Origin of the sequence: Rheinheimera mangrovi (assembly GCF_003990335.1) — a bacterium.
GTDB classification, from domain to species: domain Bacteria; phylum Pseudomonadota; class Gammaproteobacteria; order Enterobacterales; family Alteromonadaceae; genus Pararheinheimera; species Pararheinheimera mangrovi.
Genome location: NZ_CP034683.1, coordinates 616,110 through 641,074, shown reverse-complemented (window position 1 = coordinate 641,074; position 24,965 = coordinate 616,110). Strand labels below are relative to the sequence as shown.

The window sequence follows — 24,965 nt, the reverse complement described above, 5'->3', positions numbered from 1 at the left end:
ACGCCCAGATACTGGGGGCAGAGTTAAAACTCTGCCCCCAGTATCTGCTCCATCATCCAGCTGGCTTTTAACGCCGTTTTGCCAGTGGAAGGATGGCCAGTGCCATGCAGCAAGTCCTGCACCATCGCCTGAATATGATAGAACTGGATATTTTCCGGATGAGGGATGTCCAGACTCAACTGCTGCTCATTGGTAAACAGCTGTACAGCTTCATTTTCAAACACTGAAAACTCAATCCGGCCTTTACTACCGTAAATAACCACTTTGTCCTGACGCTCAGCAGCTGCAAAGTTCCAGAATCCAGTGCCTAAACAACCCGACTGAAACTGCCAGACCGCAGAGACCGCATCCTCAGCCGCATACAGCTTTTGTTGGTTCAGGCTGATGCCACGCACATCCACCACATCACCCAGCAGATACAACAATAAATCCAGACCATGGCTGGCTAAATCGATAAAATAACCACCACCAGCTTTAGAGGGATCGGTACGCCAATTGTAGTGGCCTGCTAAATCCACAGTATTTGGTGTGCGGCTAAAACTCCATTGCACCTGACGCGGTGTGCCAATCAGTTGCTGTTCCAGCCATTCTTTGATTTTTAAAAAACGTGGTAAAGAGCGACGGTAATAAGATACATACAAAGGCAGCTGCTTTCGCTCAAAAGCCTCTGTCATTTCAATACATTGTGCGGTATTCAACGCCATAGGTTTTTCGACACAACAAATTTTACCTGCGGCCGCGACCAGTAAAGCGTAATCTTTGTGACTGTCAGGAGGAGTGGCAATATAGACAGCGTCCACTTCGGGGTCATTGATCAACTGCTGCGCATCGCAATACCAGCGAGGCACCTGATGACGTTTGGCATAATCTTCTGCTTTGGCCGCATCGCGACGCATCACGGCCACTAAGCCAGATTGCTCCGCTTTGTTAAAAGCCGGGCCACTTTTCAATTCCGTGACATTGCCACAGCCAATAATTCCCCAGCGGATTTGTTTCATGCTGATACACCCTCAACTACTTTTTGCTCACTTTAAACAAGCGCTTGGCTGATTTCCAGTGCAACATTGTACTGGCATCAATGGTAAAAACACGAGGCAGCAGAACTATTGAAAGTGCGCTAAAACCTGTACGCAAAAAACATAGAAGCTGAAAGACCAAAAGATGTAACAGATAGCGATGGCTGGGTCGGAACACTTAAAACGAAAGCAACAAGCAGCAACTGATGTGCTGCTTGTCCGGGATGAAGAAAGGGTTTAAGCCGCAGCCGCCGCTGCTTTATTAACCCGATCGCCTAAACGCTGCACTTGCTGTAACGACATCAAATGCGCATAGATGGCAGGCATGATGCCGCGTTTATTCAAATCCAATAACTGCTCGTCAGAAAGCGAGTTCAGTTTCTTTTCGTCCACGATATAAATACCAGAGATCTCACGTGGGCTACCTGACAGAGTCATTGTCAGTGTTTGAGGAATTAGCAAGTCTAAGTCAGCCAGTACTTTGTTAAAAGCTCTAGTCGTTTGCGACTGCATATAAAACTCACGCATCATATCAACACGGGATTTTAAAAAGTCAGACTCAGAACCGTCTTCGTTAAACAACGAATGACCAGTTTCAGTGTTCACCATAGGGCTTGATTCAACCAGAGCAACAACCAATTGGCCTTCTTGAGCTGGATCGTCTGCTAATAATAACGGATGATTCCACAGCACTTTTGGTACATAAAAACCTTGCCATTGGCCTTCTGATACCATCAGGTTTTCACCTGATTTTAGCCCGAGCATAGTCACAACATCGAAACGCTCTGACGCAGGGTCTTTAATGAAAACGATTGGAAGTTCTGCACCAACACGAATAAATTCCTGAACGACCACCGGCAAAATGTGCTGTTCTTTCGCAAAGGTGAACGGATTGGTAATGTTAATTTTGGTGTGAATATGTTTTTCTTTTTGTAGCGGAGCAATTTGCAGCGACATGAATAATACCTTTTACATCATTAAGAATTTAACCCTTATCCGGGCTAACGACCAATTTACAGCAGACTGATGTATGCTAAATTTAACCTTCAACTTACCCCAGTTTCAGCTTCGAGACTAGTAGAAAATACAGAGTTTTTGGCAATATTTAACAGTAGTTTTGCCTGTGAAGGGCAGTCCTGAAGCGCTATGAACGTTTTATGCACTATTGAGCTTTCTCTAATTCTTTAATTAGCCACTGTTTTATGGCTGCCTCTCTGGAAAAAGCGGATTGTCCAAGAATGCCTTTTTTATCTTGTGGAATATGAGTGAAAGCATCATCGTCCAATTGAAATAAAAAATGAGTGAACATCGCCTGCCAGGCTTTACGTTGTTGCAGTGGTAGCTGCCTGAAACTCAGCAGGCTATGTAACAGACTACTAAAAGGAGAAGATCGGCTATCTGCTGTGCCAATAGAGCCATCCCACCAGTAGTTGCATAACAGATTGACACTACCAGTGGATTCTACCTGATGCCACCACAATGCTGGAATATACAAAACATCACCTGGCTCCAGCTCTGCCTGCTGGGCCTGTTCCAACGCCTGTCGTGCTTTTGGATAGCGCTGAAAATCAGGGTTTGTAAAATCGACCAGACTGATAGGTGCTCCGGTAGGAGCATAATCCAGCGGACCTATATACATATTGGCCACTTGTTCCGGTGGAAACAGCGTAAAAGTGCGGTTTCCCGCAATCACGCAGGCCAGATTTTCTGCATCATCAAAGTGAGCCGGAACCAAAACCTTGTTCCCCAGCCAAATCCTCGGAATCACAGCCTCTGAAAGCAGTGGATTCTGATTCTCAGACATAAAACCAGGCAAACATTCAGAGACAAGTGCACTTTGAGCCGCAATATGCACGGCATCCGGCTGCTCTTTGGTTTTGAACAGTTGCATTAAAATAGCGGACAGAGGGTAATGACGCTTTTCATAGTTAAACCCCTCCAATCCATCTTTATAAAAGATACGTCCCTGGGTTTGTGGCGCTAAGAGTAAGGTGTCAAGCTGTGCACCTGAATCCAATGATGACATATAGTGGTAAAACCGGGATTCGCCCTGAAGCGCTGACTGTACTGATGGCCAGGAATTAAAAAAACCTTTTAAAACAGCTGGCTGACCAGCCGGCAATATCTCTGTTTTGAATTGTTCAACTGTCACCTGCTGCCAGCATTTTATCTGTGATGGCATACCTTTCTCCATAAAACAAAGGGGTTAACATAGTTAACCCCTTTTTAGCTTTTGCCAAACAGCGTTTATCAGAACGCCATTCTTATACCAGCTGTAAAGCGGCGACCATTTTCGTAGATAGAAAATAAACGAGCTTCATCAGTATTGTATTCAACCACTTGCTCATCTGTTAAGTTCACTGCTTCCAGCGACAGACTCACAGCCTCAGTCAGGTTGTAGGTGAAGCTTGCATCCAGTTGGCCATAAGCATCATTCCACAGCTCATCGCCGTTGAAATGCAAACCTTTGTACCACTCAGTACGGTAGTTATACATCAGACGAGTGCTGAACACATCAGTCTCATAATAAGCGCTTAAGTTCACCATCTGATCTGAAGTGCCTTCCACTAAGCCAGAACCAGGCTTCGTCAGATCACGTTCTTCATCACGTTCAGCATTGGTGTAGGTGTAGTTAGCAGTCACACCAAAATCACCAAATGATTGCTGATATGACAACTCTATACCATCTGTCTTACCACCAGTACCGTTTTCAGGACGGGTAAAGGTTACGTCTTTCCATTCATCCCCTTCTTCCCAGTAACGCTGGTCCACAAAGGTAGAGAAGCTACGATAGCTCTTAATATCTTTATGGAAATAAGTGACGGCAAGCAGAGAAGACGCATCAAAATACCATTCCCAGGACAAATCGAACTGATCAGCAATTTGTGGTTTCAGGTATGGGTTACTGGCACTACCTGTTGGCTGAGCCACATTCAATGAACCATAAGTCTGTACAGTAGAAATGTCGTTCCAGTTTTGGCGAGCCATAACTCGGGCAGCACTAAAACGCAGGATCTGCTCTTCTGACAAATCAAATGCCAGGTTCATGCTTGGCAGCACTTCACTGTAATCATTGTCAATTGTGCGCCATTCCAGAATCTCAGGAGTCAGGTAGTCAGGGTTGGACGGGTCCAGCTTACTGACCACTGTGGCTAAGCCCCAAGTTTCTCCGGAAAATTCATAACCGCCAGAGGTTTGATCGGTGCTGACGTAACGAACGCCAAGATTACCTCTGAAGCCTTCGCCTTCAAAATCACCTTGCAGATAGAGTGATAAGATATCTTCTTCTACAGCCCAAATCTCGGCCAGGTTCAAATGCTGAGCATAATCGGCAGCGTAACCATTGAGGCCTCCAAAGGCAATACTCTCCATCGCATCACGGTTATGGAAAAATTGTTGCGTCATATTACCGTTCACAACAGCATCAATGCTGGTGTTGCCTGAGTACAAACCACATTTATCCCAGGTATTACATTGAGAGAAAATGTAAGCCATGTAGTTTGGTGATCCGCTGCTTGCATCTATAGTGGAAGGCCAGTGCCAGCTGTACGCCAGTCTGTCCTGAGTCCGTTCTGCAGCACGATATTTAGCACCGGTTTTAATTGAATTAAACACACCGGCTTTTACCGGAATGGTGAAGTCAAACTGACCATAGGTTTCTTCATCAGTTGTTGGTTTAGAACCACCCCAAATCCAGCCGGCCTGAAATTGTGTAGGATCTGTTGCGTCTACTGTAGTAGAAGCAGAAGGCTTGTCTCCACGTAAATCAAAGGAATAGCCAGTGCCGCCTATTGGCGTATATTCCCATGAAGTTTCGCGGTAAGTACCACCTTTAGCTTTGGTTTGACCAACCTGAGTATGCAGCTCGTACTCGTCAGCAACATAGTTCAAATCCAGGTCAAAGGATTTTGTTTCAGTGGATGAAACCCTGTTGATGAAGTTGTAAGCCGCCTGGCCACCGCTTGCAATTTCACCCGCCACCACACTACCATTTTCAATGACGGTATTCGTCAGATCTGCAGCATGGTTATTAGGGAAAATCAGCCAGTTTTGGTTGTGGTTGTTTGCGTCTACTTTAGAATCAAGCAGGTTCAACACTATATCGAGGCTGTCTGTTGGTCTGGACTGCAAAGACACAAAAAGAGTTTCACGTTCACGCGCCTGTTCAAAACGTGGCACACCTATATGACTTGGAACTTTCAGATCTAAGTCAGCGTTGGTTGGCCAGCCAAGGATTTCAACACCCTGACGCACTACAGTGCGATCCTGTTTAATAGCAGATACCAGCACACCAAAATTTTCGTCGTCATTTTTCCAGGAATATAAACCTGAAACCTGTGGATCCCACTCTTCCGACGAATCTGAATATTGGCTTTCTAACGCCAGATTTACAGTGTTTTGATCTAAAGCCAAGGGACGACGGGTACGTAATAACACAGTACCACCAATAGAACCTTCGTCGATACTGGCCATAGGTGATTTATAAACTTCTAAATCAGAAACAAGAGCAGATGGCAGCATAGTGTAGTTAAAACTGCGGCCTGGGTTATCCAGAATAAACCAATCTGCTGTAGCCACAGTCTGGCCATTTAATAAGGTACGGTTAGTCGCAGAACTTGCGCCACGTACTGTAATTTTTTCGCCTTCACCAAACTCACGACTGACGCCAACACCAGTAATACGTGATAAAGATTCAGCTACGTTTTTATCCGGAAATTTACCTATATCTTCAGCTGTTACAGCGTCGACTATAGAATTAGCAAAACGTTTAGCATTTAAGTTGGCTTCTTGTGATGCCCGGATCCCTCTGACCTGAATCACTTCAACCTGTTGTTCTTTTGCCGCGCCATCTGCAGCAGCCTGATCAGCCATAGTTGGCAGCGCTAAAACAGCTGTTCCAACCATTAGACCTAACTTGACTGCTACGGCACATTTATTCATTTTGTTGTGCAACATAAGCTTCTCTCCCATTCCTGATTTTTTTTGTGCGATGATTTTTTTTGTCCTGAAACAACAGTTTTTCATGATTCCATCATGACAACGCTGTCATTGAAATTTAACATACACAAAAAAAATCAGCTTTGCAAACTCCTTTAGATGAAAATTTAAACGAATTTTAAAAGTATGATCTGTGGTGTTAGAACTGTTTTTTATAACGCCCCTTTTTGTACACAAAGACAATCCATCCGCAAATCTGGCATATCTAATTGATTTATATAAATTAAAATAATAATTTTATTCACAACCAAAAGAAAGGTGCTTTTTTCAGCGAAAAAGCCGGAATAAATGTTTGCCGTTTTATCAAAAAAGAGTTATCCCTTAACTTAATATTTGTTACAAAATGACCAGCGCTGTCATAAAGTTAGCTGGTTCAGCAAAAAATTCGCTTATTTATTTTCAGCATAAGGCCGCTTGGTGTTGTGCTTTTTGGGATCCAGCAATGAAAGTGACCATTCATGACGTAGCAGCTAAAGCGGGTGTGTCAATCAAGACAGTGTCGCGGGTGATGAACAATGAGCCGTCGGTAAAACAAGCAACGGTCGATAAAGTGAATCAGGCAATGCAAGAGCTGCATTACCAGCCAAACGCTGCAGCCCGCAATCTGGCCAGTACCAAGTCGTACAGCATAGGTTACATCTACGACAATCCTAATGCCTACTATGTAATTGATATGCAAAGAGGTTTACTGGATGCCTGTCGTAAGCATGGTTATGAACTGCTGATCCACCCTACCAATGCAAAATCACCAGGCATAGTGCAGGAAGTGATTGATCTGGTGCAGCATTCCAGACTGGCCGGTTTAGTATTAACTCCGCCATTTTCGGAAATGCCGGAAATAGCCGAAGCGCTAAGCAGCATTAATGTAGATTTTGTGCGCATTATTTCAGGCTCAACGCCTTCACCGAAACAAACCAACTGCGTGCTGGTGGACGACTTCACTGCAGCTTTTAAAATCACCAACCATTTACTGGAATTGGGTCACAGCCAGATCGCATTTTTATGTGGGGATGAAGAACACAGTTCCAGTGGCGAACGTTTAGCGGGTTTTAAAGCAGCCCTCACCAAAAGAGGCATAGAGACCAACCCTAAGTTTGTGGTGCCGGGCAGTTATTCGTTTGAGTCAGGTGTAAAAGGTGCAACTCAGTTGCTGGCTTTATCGAACAAGCCAACCGCTATTTTTGCCTGTAACGATGAAATTGCAGCAGGAGCATTATTTAGCGCCCGTTTGCAACATATTGAAATTCCACAGCAGCTTTCAATTGTTGGCTTTGAAAACAGCCCATTTTCGCGCCAGACCTGGCCACCACTGACCACTGCGCATCAACCCAACAGCACCATAGCGCAAAGTGCAGCAGAATTATTATTTAAACACACCAGACCAGGCAGTCACAGCAAGACCGAAGACCAACCAGTGTTTATTCCGGAACTGCTGGTGCGGCAATCGACAGCTCAAGCCAGCAACTGAGTCATTGAGGGCAGAGTAAAATTAAATCAAACATATTAATTTTACTCTGCCCTCGTTAGCTTAAGGCGCGACCTGTTGCAGCAACAAACCTGCGATATAACCACCATAAGTACCAAGTGCATAACCTAATACCGCCAGTAATACACCAACAGGGGCTAGAGCAGGATGGAAAGCCGCCGCCACCACTGGAGCTGAAGCTGCGCCCCCCACATTAGCCTGACTACCTACTGCCATATAAAACAGTGGAGCTTTGATCAGGCGGGCAACAAAAATCAGCAAGCCTGCATGGAAGCTCATCCAAATCATACCCACTAAAAACATCATCGGATAATCCAGAATAGCTGTCACATCCATATGCATACCAATGGTAGCAACCAGAATGTAGATAAAGACTGATCCTAATTTTGAAGCGCCTACAGCCTCCAGATTACGAGCTTTAGTACCAGACAATACCAAACCCAGAGTTGTTGCAATCAGCACCAACCAGAAGAAACCACTGGTTAAACTATACATGGCTAGATGTGGTGCGTGCTCCGCAATCCAGGGGGCGATAAGATCTGCCAGAAAATGCGAAATCCCAGTAACACCAAAAGCGACAGCCACCAGCTTCATTAAGTCAGTTAAGCTTGGGTTACGGGAGTTTTCTGCCTGATACTTTTCAATCTTTTGCTTTAAAGCTTCAATCCCTGAAGTGTCAGCTTTGTTGGCACGGTCAAAACGTTCAGAATTATTGGCCATCCATAACAGTACCGCCATCCAAATATTGGCAACAATAACGTCAACGGTAATCATCACCGAAAATATTGGGCCACCGACTTCAAACACTTCTTTCATTGCCGCCTGATTGGCACCACCACCAATCCAACTGCCGGCAATAGTCGTCATACCACGCCAAATAGCATTTTCACCTTCACCACCCACAGCTTCAGGCGCAAAACTGCCAACAATAGCCAAAGCTAAAGGCCCACCAATAACAATACCGGCTGTCCCCGTCAGAAACATAATCAAAGCTTTAGGGCCAAGGCCTAAAATAGCTTTAAAATCAACACTGATGGTTAGCAACACTAAGCTGGCAGGTAACAGATAACGCGACGCCATTTTGTATAGCTCTGACTTATCACCATCTATAATGCCAAAACTGTTAAATAACGAAGGGATGAAGTAACACAGCAATAAAGCTGGCACATATTTGTAAAAGCCCTGGCAATATTTATTGCTGCTTTGGCTGGTATGAAACACCAACCCCAAAATTACAGCCAATAAGCCAAGCACGACCGCATCATTGGTGATCAGTGCAGTAGATTGTTCCATACGTTTTCCTCGGTTCTACCCATAGTATTTTGGGTATAGCTCTGCAGCGGCTTTATGAATGGCTATTATTTTCAGCTTTAACGCTATTTATTTGTGATAACAGATAAAAACATCAGTTATCCATGCCATTCCACTGACAGAACTTTGTAGTTATTTTTTACGTGAAGCCTAAATCTATCACAGCTGGCGGGCCAGACAAAACAAAGTTTCCCGCTATGCCTTGGTTCGGCGAAAAGTAACGACTAAAAGCCTTTTCAAGCAAAAATCAGCTGCTATAGCACTAAAGTACCGTTGTGGTTCCTGTTCACTCTGCCTAGCATAAAGTTTTTGTCAGCACAGGCAGTTGAGCAATGAATGTATTAATAACAGGCGGCACTGGTGGTATTGGTTTTGCGGTGGCAGAGCATTTCGGCCGTTTGGGCCATCATGTGATTTTGGCGGATATCAACAGCAGCCAACTGGATAGTCGCAAACAAGAGCTGACAGCCGCAGGTTATCAAGCCAGCAGCATACTGCTGAACTTAACAGAACAAGAATCGATTGACGCCTGCGCTCAGGCTTATCAGGTCGATATTCTGATCAACAATGCCGGAGTGCAGCATGTAGCACGACTGGAAGATTTTCCTGAACAAAAATGGCAACAACTGTTGCAAGTGATGCTGACAGGGCCAGCTATGTTAACCAAAGCTGTGTTGCCGCGCATGCAACAACAAGGTTTTGGCCGGGTCATTAATATAGGTTCTATTCATGCACTGGTAGCCTCGCCTTTTAAATCCGCTTATGTGGCCGCCAAACATGGTTTATTAGGCTTTAGCAAAGTAGTGGCTTTAGAAAACGCCAACTTTGATTTCACTATTAATACCATTTGCCCTGCTTATGTCCGCACTCCGCTGGTTGATCAACAAATTGCGGCACAAAGTAAAGAACATAACCTGACCGAACAGCAAGTAATAGACCAGATCATGCTGGCGCCTATGCCACAAAAAGCCTTTATAGGCGTGGATGAAATTGCCAGCACAGCGGCGTTTTTATGTGAGCCCGCGGCACGGCATATTACTGCACAGACACTGGTACTGGACGGTGGCTGGACAGCACGCTAAAGCAACCAAAGGCTCAGACGAGTAGCCCAAGCTGGACAGTCCGCCCGGCACCAAGGCAGAATGAAGTGATTCCGTGACCACTGACCTGATTATGACCTTACCTGCCAGCAACATTGGTCTTGGCACCATTGCCGCTTTGTCTTTGCTGTATTTATTAGTGTTATTAGGTGTAGGTGCTGTGGGCCGCAGGCTGCAGCGCCGCCATCCAGTGTCGCCCTGGATTTTCAGCTTCGCGTTATCGATTTATTGCACCTCATGGGCCTTTTATGGTGTCACAGCTCAGGCCGCCGTCAATGGCTGGTGGATACCGCCTACTTACATTGGCTCACTCATTCTGTTCTGGTTTGCTTTTGGTTTAATAGGCCGCATTGCTATTGCCTGTCGTCGCTACCGTATTACTTCAGTAGCCGACTTTATCGCCACCCGTTATGGCCATTCCCGTTTACTGGCGATACTCACCACCTTGATAGTGTTGATCGCCATTATTCCTTATATTTCGTTGCAGCTGCAGGCCATCAGCACCAGCATTCAGGCGCTGGTGATTATGCAGGACAACAGACCCTGGTATCAGGATACCGGGCTTTATGTCACGCTTTGGCTGGCTGTCTTTGCGTTATTATTTTCTGGTCGCAGCGCCAAAGCCCATCAGCCAAATCCGGGCTTAATGGCGGCCATTGCCTTTGAATCGCTGGTGAAATTACTGGCGCTTTTGAGTATCGGTATTTTTGTCTGCTGGGGTATGTTTGACGGCATGGCTGATATTTTTAGCAAAGCAGCAGAACACCCCTCGGTGCAACAAATACAACAACAAGGCCAGCCCTCTTATGTGTATTGGGTGCATGTACTCCTGGGTTTTGTCGCCACTTTATGTTTACCCCGCCAGTTTCATGTCAGCTTTGTTGAAAACCAACAACTGAGCCATCTACATCAGGCCCGCTGGATATTCCCTGGTTACCTGCTGCTGATGAGTGTGTTTACTCTGCCTCTGGCTTTGGCCGGCATTATGATGCTGGGTCCCCAAGCCAATGTGGATTTAGTGGTACTGCAACTGCCTTTGGCTGCCAACCGCACTGATATTGCTTTGTTGGCTTATTTAGGCGGATTTTCTGCTGCCACCAGCATGGTGATAGTCGCCACTGTGGTGCTGGGTATTATGATCACCAACGATTTACTGACGCCGCTGATTTACCGCAAACAAAACACCGAAGATCCAGGCCAGCAAAAAATCAAAGTGGTCACTTTAAGGCGTTGGTCCATGCTCGCCGTATTGTTTTGTGGTTATCTGTATTACCGCTGGATAGGCACCAGCACTGGCCTGGCTCAGCTGGGTTTAATGGCTTTTGCTTTAATAGCACAATTAGCACCAGCTCTAATTTTAGGGTTATTCAGTCAACGCATTAACAGACAAGGAACCATCGCCGCTTTATGTAGTGGCCTGGCGATTTGGGCTTATATTTTATTGCTGCCGGAATTGGCCAGAGCTGGCTTTATTGGTGGTGACTGGTTAACTGAAGGTCCTTTAGGCATCAGTTGGTTAGCGCCATCTCAGCTTTTTGGTGGCCACATCGATTCCGTCAGTTTAGGTGTGCTGTTGAGTTTGACCGTCAATACAGCAATGCTGCTGTTGGTCAGCCATTTCAGTCAAACCCGTTTAGGTGAATGGCTGGAAAGTTACCGTTTTTTACGTCGCCCAAGCCAACCGAGTTCCAATAGCCAAAGCCCGGTATTAAGTGTGCAGGACGGTTATTTATTAGTGCGGCGCTTTGCCGGTGAAAAAGAAGCGAAAAAGCTGCTGCAACGTTACAGTAAAAACACGCTGGAACCCCAACAGTGGGCCAATCCGCAGTTTATGCAGGCGGTGGAGCGCAGTCTGGCTGCTGTAGTAGGTGGCGCTTCGATGCGGCTTTTGTTGCAGGCCTCAGGTAAACATGCCCAGTTGCCTATCGAGTCTGTGGCCCGTTTTGTCGACGAAGCCAGTCAGGTATTTCAGTTTAATCAGGCCTTATTGCACGCCACCATCGACAATATCAGTATGGGTATCAGCGTGGTTGACGCTGATTTACGGGTTATTGCATGGAATCAGCGTTACCTCGATCTTTTTGCCTATCCCCCCGGCTTAGTTGAAGTAGGACGCCCTGTTGAAGATCTTATCCGTTATAACCTGCAACGCGGTTTAGCGGGTCAGGCTTTATCTGAACAGGCCATCTGCCAGGAAATCCAAAAGCGACTGAATTACTTACGTCAGGGCAGCAGCTACAAGTTTCAGCGCCAGCAGCAGGATGGCCGTATTTTTGAAATGCTGGGCAATCCGCTGCCCGGTGGCGGTTTTGTCACCACCTACAGCGATGTCAGCTCTTTTATTGAAGTACAACGCGAGCTGGAGCAAAGTAATAATACGTTGGAACAACGGGTCAAAAGCCGCACCGCTGAGTTGGAACAATTAAACCAACAACTGCAGCAGACTAAACAACAGCTCGAAGCCACCACAGCAGCCAAAACCCGTTTTTTCGCCGCTGCCAGTCACGATCTGATGCAGCCTTTTAATGCCGCAGCCTTGTTTTGTGGTCTGATACGCCAGCAAAGTCAGCAAGATGAAGTCAAACAGCTGGCGCAAAATTTAACCCATTCGCTGAATTCTGCCGAAGAGTTACTGGCCGCTATTCTGGAACTGACCAAACTGGATGCCGGTGTGGTCAAAGCCCAGGCTGAAACATTTGCTTTGTCTGAATTATTGGATCAAGCAGCCCGCGAAGCCGCGGTATTGGCCCACAACAAAGGCTTGAGCTTTACCTATATTCCTACCCGTCTTGGCACCTTTAGCGACGCCAAACTGCTTAAACGGGTGATCCAGAATTTATTGGCCAATGCGCTGCGTTATACCCAGAGTGGCAAAATTCTGCTGGGTGTAAAACGTCAGGGTGAGGCGCTTCGAATTTGTGTTTGCGATACCGGCATAGGCATCAGCGAAGCAGATCAACAGAAAATCTTTGATGAGTTCCAGCAAGGCAGTCAAGCCGACCAAAAAGGCTTAGGGATAGGGCTTGCGATCAGCCAGCGGATTTGCAGCTTATTAGCTCATGACGTCAGTTTTAGTTCTGTGCCAGGCAAAGGCAGCTGTTTTTATATCAGAGTACCGCTGGCCAGAGTCAGTCAACGGGTGTTGCCACAGCTTAAATCTAACCAGCCCAGTCGTTTTGCCGGTCAACGTATTTTGCTAATGGATAACGAAGCAGTGTTGTTGCAAGCCGTGTCGCAATTACTGCAAAGCTGGCACTGTGAAGTGATAGCAGTCAGCTCTCCAAGTGAAGCGCTGAATGCTGTACAACAGGGCTTTAAACCTGATTTGATGTTGTTTGATTATCATCTGGATCATGGCGCTACAGGAGTTGAAGTAGCGGTGCAGTTGGCTGAGCATTTTGGCATCAACGCTCCTGTAGTGATTAACTCAGCCGATCAAAACGGCGACATCCGCCAACATGCGCTCAATGCTGGTTTTCATTTTATGCTCAAACCTCTAAAAGAAGTGTCATTAAAGCGCTTATTACAACGTCTGTTGAACTGAACAAAGTCATAAACTAAATTTTCTCAACTGTGAAGCTGAGCTGCAATTACTCATCTAGGCTTAATAGTTTCAATTTATTGAGGAAATCATAATGTCTGTTTTTGGTATTGTGCATACGCTCATTAGCTTAATTCCTATAGTGCTGGCAGCCATATTGCTGTTGCAGCAAGGCCATATTAATCCGCGCAGCAAGCTTGGCTTTTGGTATAGCCTGAGCACTGTCGCAGCAGTGGCAACTGCTTTTACTATTATGAAAACCGGTAAGCTTAGTGAAGGCCATTTCTTAGGAATTTTGATTTTGCTGCTGATTGGTGCTGCATATCTGCTGCCAAAACTGTCAGCCCTGCAAAGTAAAGCCGCTATGCTGGAGCGGTTTTTGATGAGCACCAGCTTTTTCCTGATGTTTATTCCAACTACTGTTGAAAGCTTAAGCCGCTTACCTGTTGGCGCACCGCTGGCTCCGGAAGGTCCTGAATCTCCATTAGTAAAACAAATCCTGGGTATTATCTTCCTGTTATATCTGGCTGGTTTATTCTGGCAATACAAGAAGTTAAAAAGCAGTTCAATCAACTGACTCAGTAGCTCAAAGCAAACTGCTGCTGGAAAAACTGGATCACGACCTTTAATCCCGCCTTCATATGATGGCGGTTTGGATACACCAGATGCAATGGCAGTGGTTCTGGCATATAGTCCTGCATCACTTCCACCAGACTGCCATTTTGCAGCTCTTTTTCTACCTGATAACGAGTGACAAATAACAAGCCCATATCCGCCAAAGCTGCATGTTTTAACGCTCTGTTGCTATTGCATAACACCCTGCCTGACGTGAGTACTTCAATGCTCTGATCCATATACCGAAAAAACCAGGTGCGATCGGCAATGGAAGAACCTGAACTTAAACACTGATGCTGACATAAATCTGCCGGGCTTTGCGGCGTGCCAAACGCTTCTAAATAACCAGGAGAAGCCACCATAGTAATAGGTAAACCTGGCAGAGAGCGCGCAATAAGGCTGGAATTGGCCAAGCGACCAAAACGCATTCCCAAATCCATTTTCTCGGCAATCAGGTCGACCACTTTGTCGTTTAAGTCCAGCTCCACCGATAACTTCGGATACTGCTTTAATAACTCAGGAAGCAAGGGGGCAATACGCAAAGTACCAAAAGTGACGGGGACAGTGATGCGGATTAAACCTGAAGGTTCGTCCCGCAGTTCGGATAAGTGATGTTCAGCCTGATCGGCCTGAGCCACCACCTGCTGGCAGTACTCAAAAAACGCCTCACCTTCAGCCGTTAAACTCAACTGGCGGGTAGAACGCTGCAATAAACGTACGTTTAAATGCTGTTCTAAACGGCTGATGGCTTTACTGACCGCGCCTTTGGACATATCCAGTGCTACAGCAGCCTGAGTAAAACTGCGGCTTTCTACTACTTTGGCAAATGTAGCCATATCACTTAAACGCTGAAGCAACGACATCCCTGCACCTTTTTCTTATGCTGTTTTCGTTGTTGATTTTAACCAGATTTTTTCACGCTGACTGTTTCTTTTAGGAAACTATCTGTCTTTGTTGAGCTGGCTAATCAAAACCCTACGCACTCTCTACACTGCTCATTATTCAGACAGCAGGAGTGCAATACTATGCTCAAACAAAGTTTAATTCAGGTATTTAAAGGCTTAGCTGAGTTTCATGGTTATGTGCCATCCGAACCAACGCTACAGACACAAGCCAATCAAAGTACGACAACCAGTCAGCCAAAGCCGGTTGTAGTTGCAGTACCAAAGCAACCAGCAACTGTCTGTTGCTGCTAGTCACCAGTTCCTAGCTAAAAGGCGTTGCCGCCTCTTGCCCACCCAAAGCGGTGGGCTTTTTTTTATGTACAGGAGGTACGGTACACCGAAAATGCAGGAGCATATTTTCGGTGACGCACAATAGTGCTGAGACTATTGCCGAACCACTGTTAAAAAACAAAAACTGCACCATACTTTGTACCTGTTATTTATCAACGACAGGGAGAGCGTCATGCTTTATCAGGTCAAAACCGGAGATACCTTAAGTAGCATAGCGGCCCGTTATTATGCTGACAGCAGCAAAGCCAGTTGGATAGCCAGTCAGAATAAGCTGACCAATCCTAACCAGATTTATCCGGGTCAGCAGCTGCTGTTGCCAGATTTACCAAGCACCACTTCAGCCTCACTGGTTAGTCCTGCTTTGTTGTCTGCTTTATGCCCAAGTTTAAGCAGCAGTACATTAAGTAGTTTCTGCAACGCGCTGGACCTGGATTTGCCTAAAGCTAAAATTACACCGCCTTTATGTGTTGCACATTTTATGGCGCAAACGGCCCATGAAAGTGCTGGTTACTCGCAGCTCAAAGAAAACCTGAACTACAGTGCCTCAGCCTTAACCTCTTTATTTGCTAAGTATTTTGTTGGTGTGGATCTGAATAGCTACGCCCGTCAGCCGGAGAAAATAGCAAACCGTATTTATGCCAACAGAATGGGAAATGGCAATGAGCAAAGTGGTGACGGCTGGGCTTACAGAGGCCGCGGTATTATTCAGTTAACCGGAAAAGCCAACTATCAGGCCTTTAGTCAGGATTGGGGCGTGGATGTGGTCAGCCAACCCGATTTAGTCGCCACAGATCCGGTGTTGGCAGTGGCTTCAGGCTGTTGGTATTGGCAAAAACGTAATATTAATGATGCGGCAGAAGCAGATGATTTAATCAAAGTCACCCGCTTAATTAACGGCGGCACCAATGGCCTGGACGACAGAGCGCATTTGCTTGGCATAGCTAAACAGCAAATGGGGTTGGGTTAAAACTCATCGGGCAGCTTTAGCTTCTCAAACATAATCCCCGCCAAAGTACGGTTATTCACATTCAGTTTGCGCAGAATAGCCGACACATGCTGCTTAATGGTGGTTTCCTGCACCTGCATTTCATAAGCAATTTGTTTATTCAGTAAACCGTCTGCAATCATTTTCAGCACTCGAAATTGTTGCGGCGTCAGTTGTTCCAATCGGCGGGCAAAATCCTGATCAATCAGATCCCTGGCTTTTTCCACTTCATTCACCAATTCAGCCGGCAGCCAGGTCTCCCCTGCCACAACCTGAGCCACGGCTTCGGATAACAAATCCAGCGGCGCAGATTTAGGAATATAGGCCGAAGCCCCGAGTTGCAAGGCTTGTTTAATCACAGCAGGATCTTCAATAGCAGACACCATCAAAATCGAGATATCAGGGTATTCAGTGCGCAGCGAAGTTAAACCAGCAAAACCTTCGGCATCCGGCAATTTTAAATCCAGAAAGATTAGTTCGGTATCAGGATGTTGCAGCAATAAAGCCCACAGCTGCGCCATGCTATTGGCTTGCAGCAAGACCGCATCGGAACCAAGAATTTGTTGCGAAGCTTGTGCCAAAGCGACACGGAATAACGGATGGTCATCAGCAATAATTGCAATCATAACAGCGCAGTATCAACTTTATAAAACCTCTTTTCACCATACTGAACCGGGGCTTTCGCCCCGGCAAGTGTTTTTTAGCCTTCGTACCGGGCGGGGATAAACCCCGCCCCTACAATCCTTGTCGACTCAAATTACTTTAGATACGTCGTTTATATCTAATGCTGCAGATACGGGCGGGGATAAACCCCGCCCTACCACATCAACAGCTTAGAAACGATATCCCAGAGTTAAACTATAAGTTCTTGGGTCGCCGTAGTAGGCGGTAATGGTTTGCTCACCCGCCAGCAGCGGGAAGTTGTACCCGGCAATACGGGTTTCTTTATCGCCTATATTACGCACCTGAGCCGACAAGTCCCAGTGACCATCATTGGAGTACCAGGTAGCGCCAGCGTTAAACAGGGTATAACCACCAAAATCCAGCACGGACGGCACTTCAAAAATCTGCGTATCAGCGCGGTACGAGCCCATGACGTTATACACAATTTCGCCTATACCGGCACTTTGGGTGTATTTCAGACCTAAAGTACCAGTCCACTCTGGGGTATTGGCGAATGACCAGATATCTGACACATCGGTATTGGTTTTGGTGGCCGCATCAAAAAACACCACTTCGTTAAACTTAGCGTCTGTGTAACCTAAAATCCCCGTCAGTTCTACGTTACTGGTCAGAACTGAAATCATCTCCACTTCAAAACCACGGATATCAGCGCTGGCCGCGTTCAGCACCTGAGAAGCAACGGTATTGTTGACTGCCCGCTGCACCGTCACCTGCATATCGTCATAGCTGGAAGTGAAAGCCGCAGCATTTAAACGTAAAGTGCGATCATTCCACTCACTTTTAAAACCAAGTTCAAAGGTATCTACCGTTTCTTCCTGATACGGGTCACCGGCATTTGGGTTAATTGACTGGTTGCCGCGCATATCAAAACCACCGGATTTAAAACCGTCGGTGTACGAGCCGTACCACATAAAGTTGTCATTGCTCTGGTATTCAAAACCTACACGAGGTGAAAAATGGCTGAAGGTTTCGCTGCCTGCAAAGTCTGACTGCACAGCAATAGGAGTGCCGTTGTCCCGTGGTCTTTTGTAGCCTAAATAAACAAAACGATAAACTTCAGCGTCTTTATCATCCTTGGTATAACGACCGCCTAAAGTGAAAGATAGCTTGTCAGTGAATTGATAACTACCCTGTGCATAAGCGGCTACGCTGTCGGTGTCGACACAACCACCATTTTCAGTAGTGACGCCAAGGCCCTGCACCAGCACAGTACCAAAAGCACCACAGGCTTCGCCATTAAAGTAATACAGGCCGGATGCCATCTTCAGTTTGTCGCCGTTAAACAGCAACTGCAGTTCTTGCGAAGTTTGTTCATCTTCATAAAAAGCCGGTACATCCAGCGACGGTAAACGAGTGGCGTCAAAGTCGATATTGGTATCTGTGACGCCTTCACGTTTGGCGCTAATGGATTTGAGGGTCCAGTCGCTGTTGATATCCCACGCAATAGTCAGCGACTGACCTTCAGTCACTACGGAGTTATCCGCTGGCATACTGGTATTGGAATCAAACACGCTTTTCGGTGGCGCATCACCTGTGACTAAACTTGGCGTTAAACGATGGCCGCCTTTGGAGTTTGAGTCATCTTCGGTGCGATCCGCGGCAAAACTAAAACGTAAGTTATCTGTCGCCTGATACTGCAGACTGACACGACCGGTCAGAATATCTTTATCGTAGTTTTCTGCGCCCGTATTGAGGTAAGTACCAAAACCATCCCGGTTCAGCGTGGCTAAGGCAGCACCAAAAAACAGCTTGTCTGTTAATGCAGTTTGACCGGCAATTTTAAAGTCTTTTTGACCATAGTTGCCGACAGTGCCACGTAGGCTGAGCTCATTGTCACCACTCAAAGGTTTAGTGATGTATTTCACCGCGCCACCTATGGTATTGCGGCCATATAAAGTGCCCTGAGGGCCACGCAACACTTCAATACGTTCTACATCGTACACGTCCATAGCAGCACCCTGAGGGCGGGCCATATAGACATCATCAATATAAATACCGACGCCAGGTTCAAAACCCCACAAAGGGTCCTGCTGACCAATACCGCGGATGTAGGCTGTTAAGGTGCTATTGGTACCACGGGATACCTGCAACGTAGTGTTCGGCGAATAAGCCTGCACTGCGGTTAAGTTTTCAATACCACGCTGCGCCAGAGCTTCTGCACCTATAGAGGTTACAGCAACAGGCACCTGCTGCAGGTTTTCAGCCGTTTTACGGGCTGTCACCTGAATGACTTCCAGCGTCGCTTCTTCTTGTTGTGCTGCAGCGTCGTTGCTGGCCTGTTCTGCCATGACCGGATTAATTAAGGCGGACCCTATCAGCACTGCTAATAAAGTGGGTTGGAATACAGTCTTCGTCTTCTTATTGTTATGGGCCATCTGGCTTCTCCTGCTAACTTGTCCAGTACCACTCTAGGCCGTCTTGTCGAAATGTTAAGCTGTACCTTAGTACTATACCCACGACAAACTACAGGTAAGCACATGAAAATAAAAGAATTATATTAAACTGAAGTTATAAGACTGTACCTTAGTACTATGGTTTGCCCTACAGCTTTACACCAGACTAAAGAAAAAACACAAGGTTGTTTCTATGCTGAGTTTATTTGGTCTGTTAGCGGGGCTGGTGTTACTGATAGTGCTAACCATGCGCGGGGTAAACCTGTTTATTCTGGCGCCACTCTGCGCTTTATTTGTGGCTTTGTTTAATGGCATCCCATTTTGGCTGGCCGATAACCCGGCCAATTTTGTCCAGGGTTATATGTCGGGTTTCGCTGGTTTTGTCTCCAGCTGGTTTTTAATGTTTTTACTGGGCGCCCTGTTTGGTAAGCTGATGGAACATACAGGCGCAGCGGACGCAGTAGCCCTTGCCATAGTGAAACGTATCGGCAAACAACGGGCTGTATTGGCTGTAGTTTTAGCTTGTGCAGTGCTGACATATGGTGGCGTCAGTATTTTTGTAGTGGCCTTTTCCGCTTACCCTATGGCGGTGAGCTTATTTAAAGACGCCAACCTGCCCCGGCGTTTTATCCCGGCCGCTTTAGGTTTAGGTTCTGTCACTTTTACTATGACATCCGCCGGCTCGCCTGAAATTCAAAACTGGATCCCTATTCAATACCTCGGCACCAGCCCTTATGCGGGTTGGGAAGTCAGCATTATAGTGGCGATTTTTATGGCAATACTAGGTTATTGCTGGCTGATGAAGATGATCAAAACTGCGATAGCCAAAGGTGAAGTTTTTGAAGGCCGTGAAGCGGATCCTGTGTTAGGCGACAAAGCCTTGCCTCATCCTTTGATGGGTATTTTACCTTTGCTGGTGGTGCTGCTGTTGTCCTATTTACTGCATGACACCCTGCAACAAGCCGCCTTAATAGTGGCGCTGACCGGTGGTGTCAGCACCTTGTATTTACTCAATCGTAAATTCTTACCCTCTTTAAGCCAGACGCTGGATCAAGGCGCTACCGGGGCTTTAATAGCGATAGGCAATACAGCAGCTGTAGTAGGTTTTGGCTCTGTGGCTAAGCTGACACCAGCTTTTGCCGCTGTGGTCGAGACCATGACACATTTACCAGGCTCTGAGCTGATAGGCGCTGCTGTTGCTGTTAGTGTCATTGCGGGTTTAACAGGTTCAGCCTCTGGCGGTCAGGCCATAGCTTTGCCAGAAATAGCCCCGGTTTACATAGAACGTGGCGTCGATGCAGAGCAGCTGCACCGTGTGGTCGCTATCTCATCCGGTGCTTTAGACTCATTGCCGCACAATGGTTATGTGGTCACTACTATTCGTGCTATCTGTGGTGAAAGCCATCAAAATGCCTACTGGCCTGTGGCCGCTGTGACTGTGGTAGTGCCCACTTTGGGCGTGATGCTGGCTATTTTCCTGTTTCAATGGCTGTGATCAAAGCTTTGCTGAAAGGATTTAAAATGAAACTATGGCTTGGTTTGATACTGCTGTTCAGCAGCTTGGTGCAGGCGGCAGAGCTGCCTTTAGTGCAAAAACAGCAGCTGGAACTGGCACACTTTACCACTCAAAGTGGCGTGGCGTTAAAGCAGGTGAAGGTCGGCTGGGAAGCTTATGGCAAGCTCAATGCCGATAAATCCAATGTCATTTTAATCACCCATTATTTTTCCGGCACTTCGCATGCGGCTGGCAAATACCGCTCTACTGATGCAGCGCCTGGTTACTGGGACAAAATTATCGGCCCTGGCAAAGCCATAGACACCAACAAATTTTATGTAGTCAGTGTCGATAGTCTGGCTAATCTGAACGCCTTTTCGCCTGATGTGATCACCACAGGCCCTGCCAGCATTAATCCGGATACGGGCAAGCCTTATGGTTTAACTTTTCCTGTGGTGACCATTCGTGATTTTGTTGAAGTGCAAAAAGCTCTGCTGGATAAACTCGGCATCAAAAAACTTTATGCCGTGATAGGCCCGTCCATGGGTTCCTTTCAGGCCATTGAATGGGCGGTCAGTTATCCGGATAAAGTGCAGCGTTTACTACCCGTGATAGGCACTGCTTATATCGATAGTTTTAGTGCAGTTCGGCTGGAGCGTTGGGCTCAACCGATAAAACAAGACCCGGATTGGAACAAAGGCGCTTATCCGTTAACAGAACAACCAGCTGGACTAACACGAGCTTTAGCTTATGTTATTCAGGATGCACTGAACCCGGAATTATTTAATCAAACCTATCCGGCCCCTTCTTTGGATAAAGCTATTCATCAGGATATTCAGGCCGAACTACCTGCCTGGAACCAGCTGCTGAGCACCGCTAAACAACGCTCAGCCCAAATGGATGCGAATTCATTGTTGTATTTGGTGCGGGCCTCACAATTATGGCGCGCAGGTATGGGCGACAATTGGCAACAACAGCTCAAAAGCGTGAAAGCCAAAACCTTGTGGTTACCAGCTACAGGAGATTTATTACTAACACCAGCTATGGCCAAACACAGCAAAGAGCAAATGCCGGATGCTGGCTACGAAGAGATTTCAGGTCAGGCAGGTCATTTGGACGGGCTTTTGAATATTCAAAGCAAAACAGAACAAATCCGGCTGTTTTTAGCAGACTAAATTTAAACACCACACTTTCTATCCACCCTAAGTAGAGGTTCGCCTTCCTCTGGTTCAGCTAAAGCCCTTGCTTTAGCTGTTTTTTTCGTGCATGGCTGGCCAGGAGCTTTTTACGTAACTGATACCGCGCTAAACACCATGGTCACAACTATAAGAAAACTAAAGATTCACGCGGCACAATGCGGTTCCTGTTTGCCATAAATACACCGAGATTCTTTGAGTTCAGGAGGGTTAAACAGCTTATCCAACGGGCTGACTGTGCCCGCGTAGTGCTGGCCAATCACATGAGTATAAATTTGAGTGGTTGCCACATCGTTATGACCCAGCAATTCTTGCACGGTACGAATGTCATAACCCGATTGCAACAAATGGGTAGCAAACGAATGGCGAAAGGTATGGCAATTCACCTTTTTATGAATACCGCAGGCGACCACAGCTGGCTGCAACGCCTTTCTGACCGCACTATCATGCAAATGATGCCTGCAAAGTACCCCAGTCAGTGGGTGTGCACACAGACTGGTTGAAGGAAACAAAAACATCCAACCCGCTTGCCGATACGCCGAAGGGTACTTACGCCCCAATGCAAAAGGTAAAGACGGACCAATGCCACGCAGATTGTCTTGCTGCTGCAACGCCAAAGCTCGTGTTATTTGTTGTTTGAGTGCCGTAACCAGGCTACTACTCAACAAAGTTTGCCTGTCTTTTTTGCCTTTACCGTCCCTGACCGTAATAGACAAGTGCTCCAGATCAATATCTTGCACACGCAAACGTAAACACTCCGAAACTCTTAACCCGCTGCCATATAACAAAGACACTATAAGTGCACACATCCCTTTCAGATGGGGCAGCAGTGCAGCGACTTCACTAACAGATAATACGACAGGCAAGCTGCGCTGTTTCGCCGCATGAGTAAACCCCAGCTCACCCAACTCTATTTTCAAAAACTTGTGGTACAAAAAAACTAACGCATTTAAGGCTACTTTTTGAGTGTTCACTGCAACATGGCGCTGATTCGCCAACCAGCTTAAAAAAGCTTTAACTTCATCAGCCCCCATCTGTTGTGGATGCTTTTTCTGATGGTACAAAATAAAACTTTTTATCCAATACAAGTAGGAATGCTCTGTACGAATACTGTAGCCCCTTAACCTAATGTCTTCAGATACAGCTTGTAAAAAAGCACTTTTAGCCATTTCGAAGCCCACCAACACATGTGTTTATATACAGTATTATTTGTTTTTTCCCAAAATCAAGCACGCTTTCGCTGATTGGCAGGCACAGTTATTTGTTGCTGAAGAAGGAAAAACAATCTAATTTAGAGACTTAGGATCACAGAGCAAGTAAATAACAGGCCTCCAAAAGGGAATAATGTGCCAGCACGATTTACCCTGTACGTGGATAAATCTTTTAAAAATACACTTTGTGAATCAAATGATTAACCGCAGCACGCCAACTGGTAGAACCAGGCAAATCGTGCCAGCACAATATACAAATGTTATAAGCCATAGGGAAGATCGGTGTTCAAAACGTTAATAGGCAAACTCGATGTACTCAGCGTTTTTATCGCGTGGTCTCTTTTGATCGCATTCTTTCTAGCGTTGGGTTACGGCAAGTTTCTTTCTCCACCGGAGGCTAGTGCGAGTCATTTGGTATACATCTTTGGTGCTTTTCTTGGCGCTGTAGTTGTACATATTATTTTGGCGTTTTTTAATCGTTGCCCTCACTGCAATAAGTGTTTAACTGTTCAAGGGTTTAAGTCACCGCATCCAGCATCTAGTGGGGACTGGTCTAAAGTTGTTTGGCATTGGTTTTCTGGCTCAATCGTTTGTATTCATTGCGGCAACAGGGTCAACACAAATGGCTTATAACAAGTTGCTAAATTTCGTTCCGGCCACAAACAGCGTGGCCTCCACGGGACAGCCTACACTGCGTTTCGGCTGCCCATTAGCAAAGCGTTAGCTGAAAAGGAAAGTCAGTTGAATATTTCGAGATTCATTTTTGTCTTATTAACGTTTTTGTCATTCTCAGCATATGCAGATAAGCGGACTTATATAAACTTGGATGGTACGGCGGATGTTCTTAATTTATACGGGATCACTCTGCAGGCGATGGATCCAGAACACAGTCCTATCGGATTCAGATATACAGTAACGTACCCGACAAAAGTTAGAAATGGATACGAAATTGAGCTGGTGAGATTGCAGATAACAGAAGATAAATACGAGGTTTTCCAAACTGATTTATTTTCAGGAGTTGCCGAGAATTCAACCAATAAGCATACTTTCAATTTCAAGAATGGCATGGGTAAGATACTTTCAATAAGCTTTTTATATCACTCTGTCGTTGAATCAAAAGTTATTAGCATAGGAGTTGAAGATATCAGTTCTGCACCAGTTAAGTTCGTGTTGTAAACAAAAAATGTTTTCTCGTTCAAAATTGGTGATAACTGGCTGGTTTTCAGCTAACAATCCGCGTCATTTGGGGCCTACGTCCCCTGCGACGCTCACAAGTTCGCGCGCATGCGCGGGGCGTTAGGGTTACTGCGAAATCATGGTGAATCTCAAAATAAAGAATGCGTCAGAGCTAATGGCAATTCACAAGCTAATTTGCGCAGTTAAGCGCAGTGAAAACCCCGACTTACCAGAAGCTTTATTCAGCCCTTTAATTGCTAGTTTCGCTGATGAAGTAGCGAAAAAGATATTAGAAACGCGGTTACAAGAAAATGATATTGAAGGCGCTGAAAGATGGAAACACTGTTTGATTGTAGATAGAGACTCTGAATTAATTGATTTATTTAAGTCCAATGTAAAGAATGGAAGCTGGTGGGAGAATCTAGATTCTCAAGGAAAGCGCGATCACATTTGGGCTTTTTTTAGTCCTGGCAGACCGACAGATGAAGTAATCGAAATGCTAACTTTGTTGTAACCCTAACAA

Annotated in this window: 19 protein-coding genes; 9 read left to right on the top strand and 10 right to left on the bottom strand. The window is 46.0% G+C overall.

Annotated elements, in window-relative coordinates:
- Window positions 1-23: 23 nt before the first annotated feature.
- From EK374_RS02995 to EK374_RS02980, 4 genes are all read right to left on the bottom strand, one after another.
- Window positions 24-998 carry a Gfo/Idh/MocA family protein gene (locus EK374_RS02995; RefSeq protein ID WP_127020005.1) on the bottom strand — a complete coding sequence of 325 codons (975 nt, stop codon included), beginning with the start codon at window positions 996-998 and terminating at the stop codon, window positions 24-26.
- Window positions 999-1,253: 255 nt separating this feature from the next.
- Window positions 1,254-1,973 carry a SapC family protein gene (locus tag EK374_RS02990; RefSeq protein ID WP_127020003.1) on the bottom strand — a complete coding sequence of 240 codons (720 nt, stop codon included), beginning with the start codon at window positions 1,971-1,973 and terminating at the stop codon, window positions 1,254-1,256.
- Between the two features lie 205 nt (window positions 1,974-2,178).
- Entirely contained in the window at window positions 2,179-3,198 is a 1,020-nt protein-coding gene (locus EK374_RS02985) for a cupin-like domain-containing protein (protein WP_164731809.1), read from the bottom strand.
- A gap of 68 nt (window positions 3,199-3,266) precedes the next feature.
- Window positions 3,267-5,921, bottom strand: a complete 2,655-nt coding sequence (locus tag EK374_RS02980; RefSeq protein ID WP_127026419.1) for a TonB-dependent receptor — start codon at window positions 5,919-5,921, stop codon at window positions 3,267-3,269.
- 535 nt (window positions 5,922-6,456) lie between these two features.
- Here EK374_RS02980 and EK374_RS02975 point away from each other — a divergent pair.
- Window positions 6,457-7,482 (top strand): LacI family DNA-binding transcriptional regulator, encoded by a 1,026-nt coding sequence (locus EK374_RS02975; RefSeq protein WP_127019999.1) that lies wholly within the window; start codon window positions 6,457-6,459, stop codon window positions 7,480-7,482.
- A gap of 60 nt (window positions 7,483-7,542) precedes the next feature.
- On the opposite strand, the gene EK374_RS02970 is transcribed toward EK374_RS02975, so the two are convergent.
- Window positions 7,543-8,793: a DUF819 family protein gene (locus tag EK374_RS02970; RefSeq protein WP_127019997.1), complete on the bottom strand. Its 1,251-nt coding sequence runs from the start codon at window positions 8,791-8,793 to the stop codon at window positions 7,543-7,545.
- A gap of 350 nt (window positions 8,794-9,143) precedes the next feature.
- Between EK374_RS02970 and EK374_RS02965 the strand changes: the two genes are divergently transcribed.
- The 3 genes from EK374_RS02965 (at window position 9,144) to EK374_RS02955 (ending at window position 14,029) form a co-directional block, all read left to right on the top strand.
- Window positions 9,144-9,893 (top strand): 3-hydroxybutyrate dehydrogenase, encoded by a 750-nt coding sequence (locus EK374_RS02965; protein ID WP_127019995.1) that lies wholly within the window; start codon window positions 9,144-9,146, stop codon window positions 9,891-9,893.
- Between the two features lie 73 nt (window positions 9,894-9,966).
- The gene (locus EK374_RS02960; protein WP_233280322.1) at window positions 9,967-13,455 is read left to right on the top strand and encodes a PAS domain-containing hybrid sensor histidine kinase/response regulator; all 3,489 of its coding nucleotides are present in this window, start codon (window positions 9,967-9,969) and stop codon (window positions 13,453-13,455) included.
- A 91-nt stretch (window positions 13,456-13,546) separates the two neighbouring features.
- Window positions 13,547-14,029 (top strand): hypothetical protein, encoded by a 483-nt coding sequence (locus tag EK374_RS02955; protein ID WP_127019993.1) that lies wholly within the window; start codon window positions 13,547-13,549, stop codon window positions 14,027-14,029.
- Window position 14,030: 1 nt separating this feature from the next.
- Here EK374_RS02955 and EK374_RS02950 read toward each other — a convergent pair whose 3' ends face one another.
- Both EK374_RS02950 and EK374_RS20645 read right to left on the bottom strand, forming a co-directional pair.
- A complete protein-coding gene (locus EK374_RS02950; protein ID WP_127019991.1) occupies window positions 14,031-14,930 on the bottom strand; it encodes a LysR family transcriptional regulator in 900 nt (299 codons plus the stop codon).
- Between the two features lie 190 nt (window positions 14,931-15,120).
- Window positions 15,121-15,267 (bottom strand): hypothetical protein, encoded by a 147-nt coding sequence (locus EK374_RS20645; RefSeq protein WP_164731808.1) that lies wholly within the window; start codon window positions 15,265-15,267, stop codon window positions 15,121-15,123.
- A 207-nt stretch (window positions 15,268-15,474) separates the two neighbouring features.
- On the opposite strand from EK374_RS20645, the gene EK374_RS02945 reads away from it, so the two are divergent.
- Complete coding sequence (locus EK374_RS02945; protein WP_164731807.1) at window positions 15,475-16,269, top strand: glycoside hydrolase family 19 protein; 795 nt, start codon at window positions 15,475-15,477, stop codon at window positions 16,267-16,269.
- On the opposite strand, the gene EK374_RS02940 is transcribed toward EK374_RS02945, so the two are convergent.
- Both EK374_RS02940 and EK374_RS02935 read right to left on the bottom strand, forming a co-directional pair.
- Complete coding sequence (locus EK374_RS02940) at window positions 16,266-16,913, bottom strand: response regulator (protein ID WP_127019989.1); 648 nt, start codon at window positions 16,911-16,913, stop codon at window positions 16,266-16,268. The two genes, EK374_RS02945 and EK374_RS02940, sit on opposite strands and share 4 nt — an antisense overlap.
- Window positions 16,914-17,120: 207 nt before the next feature.
- On the bottom strand, window positions 17,121-19,346 hold the full coding sequence (locus EK374_RS02935; RefSeq protein WP_127019987.1) for a TonB-dependent receptor: 2,226 nt from the start codon (window positions 19,344-19,346) through the stop codon (window positions 17,121-17,123).
- Between the two features lie 211 nt (window positions 19,347-19,557).
- Between EK374_RS02935 and EK374_RS02930 the strand changes: the two genes are divergently transcribed.
- Both EK374_RS02930 and EK374_RS02925 read left to right on the top strand, forming a co-directional pair.
- On the top strand, window positions 19,558-20,859 hold the full coding sequence (locus EK374_RS02930; RefSeq protein ID WP_127019985.1) for a GntP family permease: 1,302 nt from the start codon (window positions 19,558-19,560) through the stop codon (window positions 20,857-20,859).
- A 26-nt stretch (window positions 20,860-20,885) separates the two neighbouring features.
- Window positions 20,886-22,034: an E22 family MetX-like putative esterase gene (locus tag EK374_RS02925; protein ID WP_127019983.1), complete on the top strand. Its 1,149-nt coding sequence runs from the start codon at window positions 20,886-20,888 to the stop codon at window positions 22,032-22,034.
- A 167-nt stretch (window positions 22,035-22,201) separates the two neighbouring features.
- On the opposite strand, the gene EK374_RS02920 is transcribed toward EK374_RS02925, so the two are convergent.
- Window positions 22,202-23,224 (bottom strand): integron integrase, encoded by a 1,023-nt coding sequence (locus EK374_RS02920; protein WP_127019981.1) that lies wholly within the window; start codon window positions 23,222-23,224, stop codon window positions 22,202-22,204.
- A gap of 783 nt (window positions 23,225-24,007) precedes the next feature.
- On the opposite strand from EK374_RS02920, the gene EK374_RS02915 reads away from it, so the two are divergent.
- Together EK374_RS02915 and EK374_RS02910 are read left to right on the top strand one after the other, a co-directional pair.
- Window positions 24,008-24,442 (top strand): hypothetical protein, encoded by a 435-nt coding sequence (locus EK374_RS02915; protein WP_127019979.1) that lies wholly within the window; start codon window positions 24,008-24,010, stop codon window positions 24,440-24,442.
- Between the two features lie 139 nt (window positions 24,443-24,581).
- Complete coding sequence (locus tag EK374_RS02910; protein WP_127019977.1) at window positions 24,582-24,956, top strand: hypothetical protein; 375 nt, start codon at window positions 24,582-24,584, stop codon at window positions 24,954-24,956.
- Window positions 24,957-24,965: the final 9 nt, after the last annotated feature.

What these genes read in the sequence shown, in the direction of transcription:
- EK374_RS02970 (WP_127019997.1), bottom strand. Translation starts at nt 8,793, where the DNA reads ATGGAACAATCTACTGCACTGATCACCAATGATGCGGTCGTGCTTGGC.
- EK374_RS02955 (WP_127019993.1), top strand. Translation starts at nt 13,547, where the DNA reads ATGTCTGTTTTTGGTATTGTGCATACGCTCATTAGCTTAATTCCTATA.
- EK374_RS02950 (WP_127019991.1), bottom strand. Translation starts at nt 14,930, where the DNA reads ATGTCGTTGCTTCAGCGTTTAAGTGATATGGCTACATTTGCCAAAGTA.
- EK374_RS02940 (WP_127019989.1), bottom strand. Translation starts at nt 16,913, where the DNA reads ATGATTGCAATTATTGCTGATGACCATCCGTTATTCCGTGTCGCTTTG.
- EK374_RS02910 (WP_127019977.1), top strand. Translation starts at nt 24,582, where the DNA reads ATGGTGAATCTCAAAATAAAGAATGCGTCAGAGCTAATGGCAATTCAC.
- EK374_RS02945 (WP_164731807.1), top strand. Translation starts at nt 15,475, where the DNA reads ATGCTTTATCAGGTCAAAACCGGAGATACCTTAAGTAGCATAGCGGCC.
- EK374_RS02930 (WP_127019985.1), top strand. Translation starts at nt 19,558, where the DNA reads ATGCTGAGTTTATTTGGTCTGTTAGCGGGGCTGGTGTTACTGATAGTG.
- EK374_RS02965 (WP_127019995.1), top strand. Translation starts at nt 9,144, where the DNA reads ATGAATGTATTAATAACAGGCGGCACTGGTGGTATTGGTTTTGCGGTG.
- EK374_RS02920 (WP_127019981.1), bottom strand. Translation starts at nt 23,224, where the DNA reads ATGGCTAAAAGTGCTTTTTTACAAGCTGTATCTGAAGACATTAGGTTA.
- EK374_RS02985 (WP_164731809.1), bottom strand. Translation starts at nt 3,198, where the DNA reads ATGCCATCACAGATAAAATGCTGGCAGCAGGTGACAGTTGAACAATTC.
- EK374_RS02935 (WP_127019987.1), bottom strand. Translation starts at nt 19,346, where the DNA reads ATGGCCCATAACAATAAGAAGACGAAGACTGTATTCCAACCCACTTTA.
- EK374_RS02975 (WP_127019999.1), top strand. Translation starts at nt 6,457, where the DNA reads ATGAAAGTGACCATTCATGACGTAGCAGCTAAAGCGGGTGTGTCAATC.
- EK374_RS02990 (WP_127020003.1), bottom strand. Translation starts at nt 1,973, where the DNA reads ATGTCGCTGCAAATTGCTCCGCTACAAAAAGAAAAACATATTCACACC.
- EK374_RS02925 (WP_127019983.1), top strand. Translation starts at nt 20,886, where the DNA reads ATGAAACTATGGCTTGGTTTGATACTGCTGTTCAGCAGCTTGGTGCAG.
- EK374_RS02995 (WP_127020005.1), bottom strand. Translation starts at nt 998, where the DNA reads ATGAAACAAATCCGCTGGGGAATTATTGGCTGTGGCAATGTCACGGAA.
- EK374_RS02980 (WP_127026419.1), bottom strand. Translation starts at nt 5,921, where the DNA reads ATGGTTGGAACAGCTGTTTTAGCGCTGCCAACTATGGCTGATCAGGCT.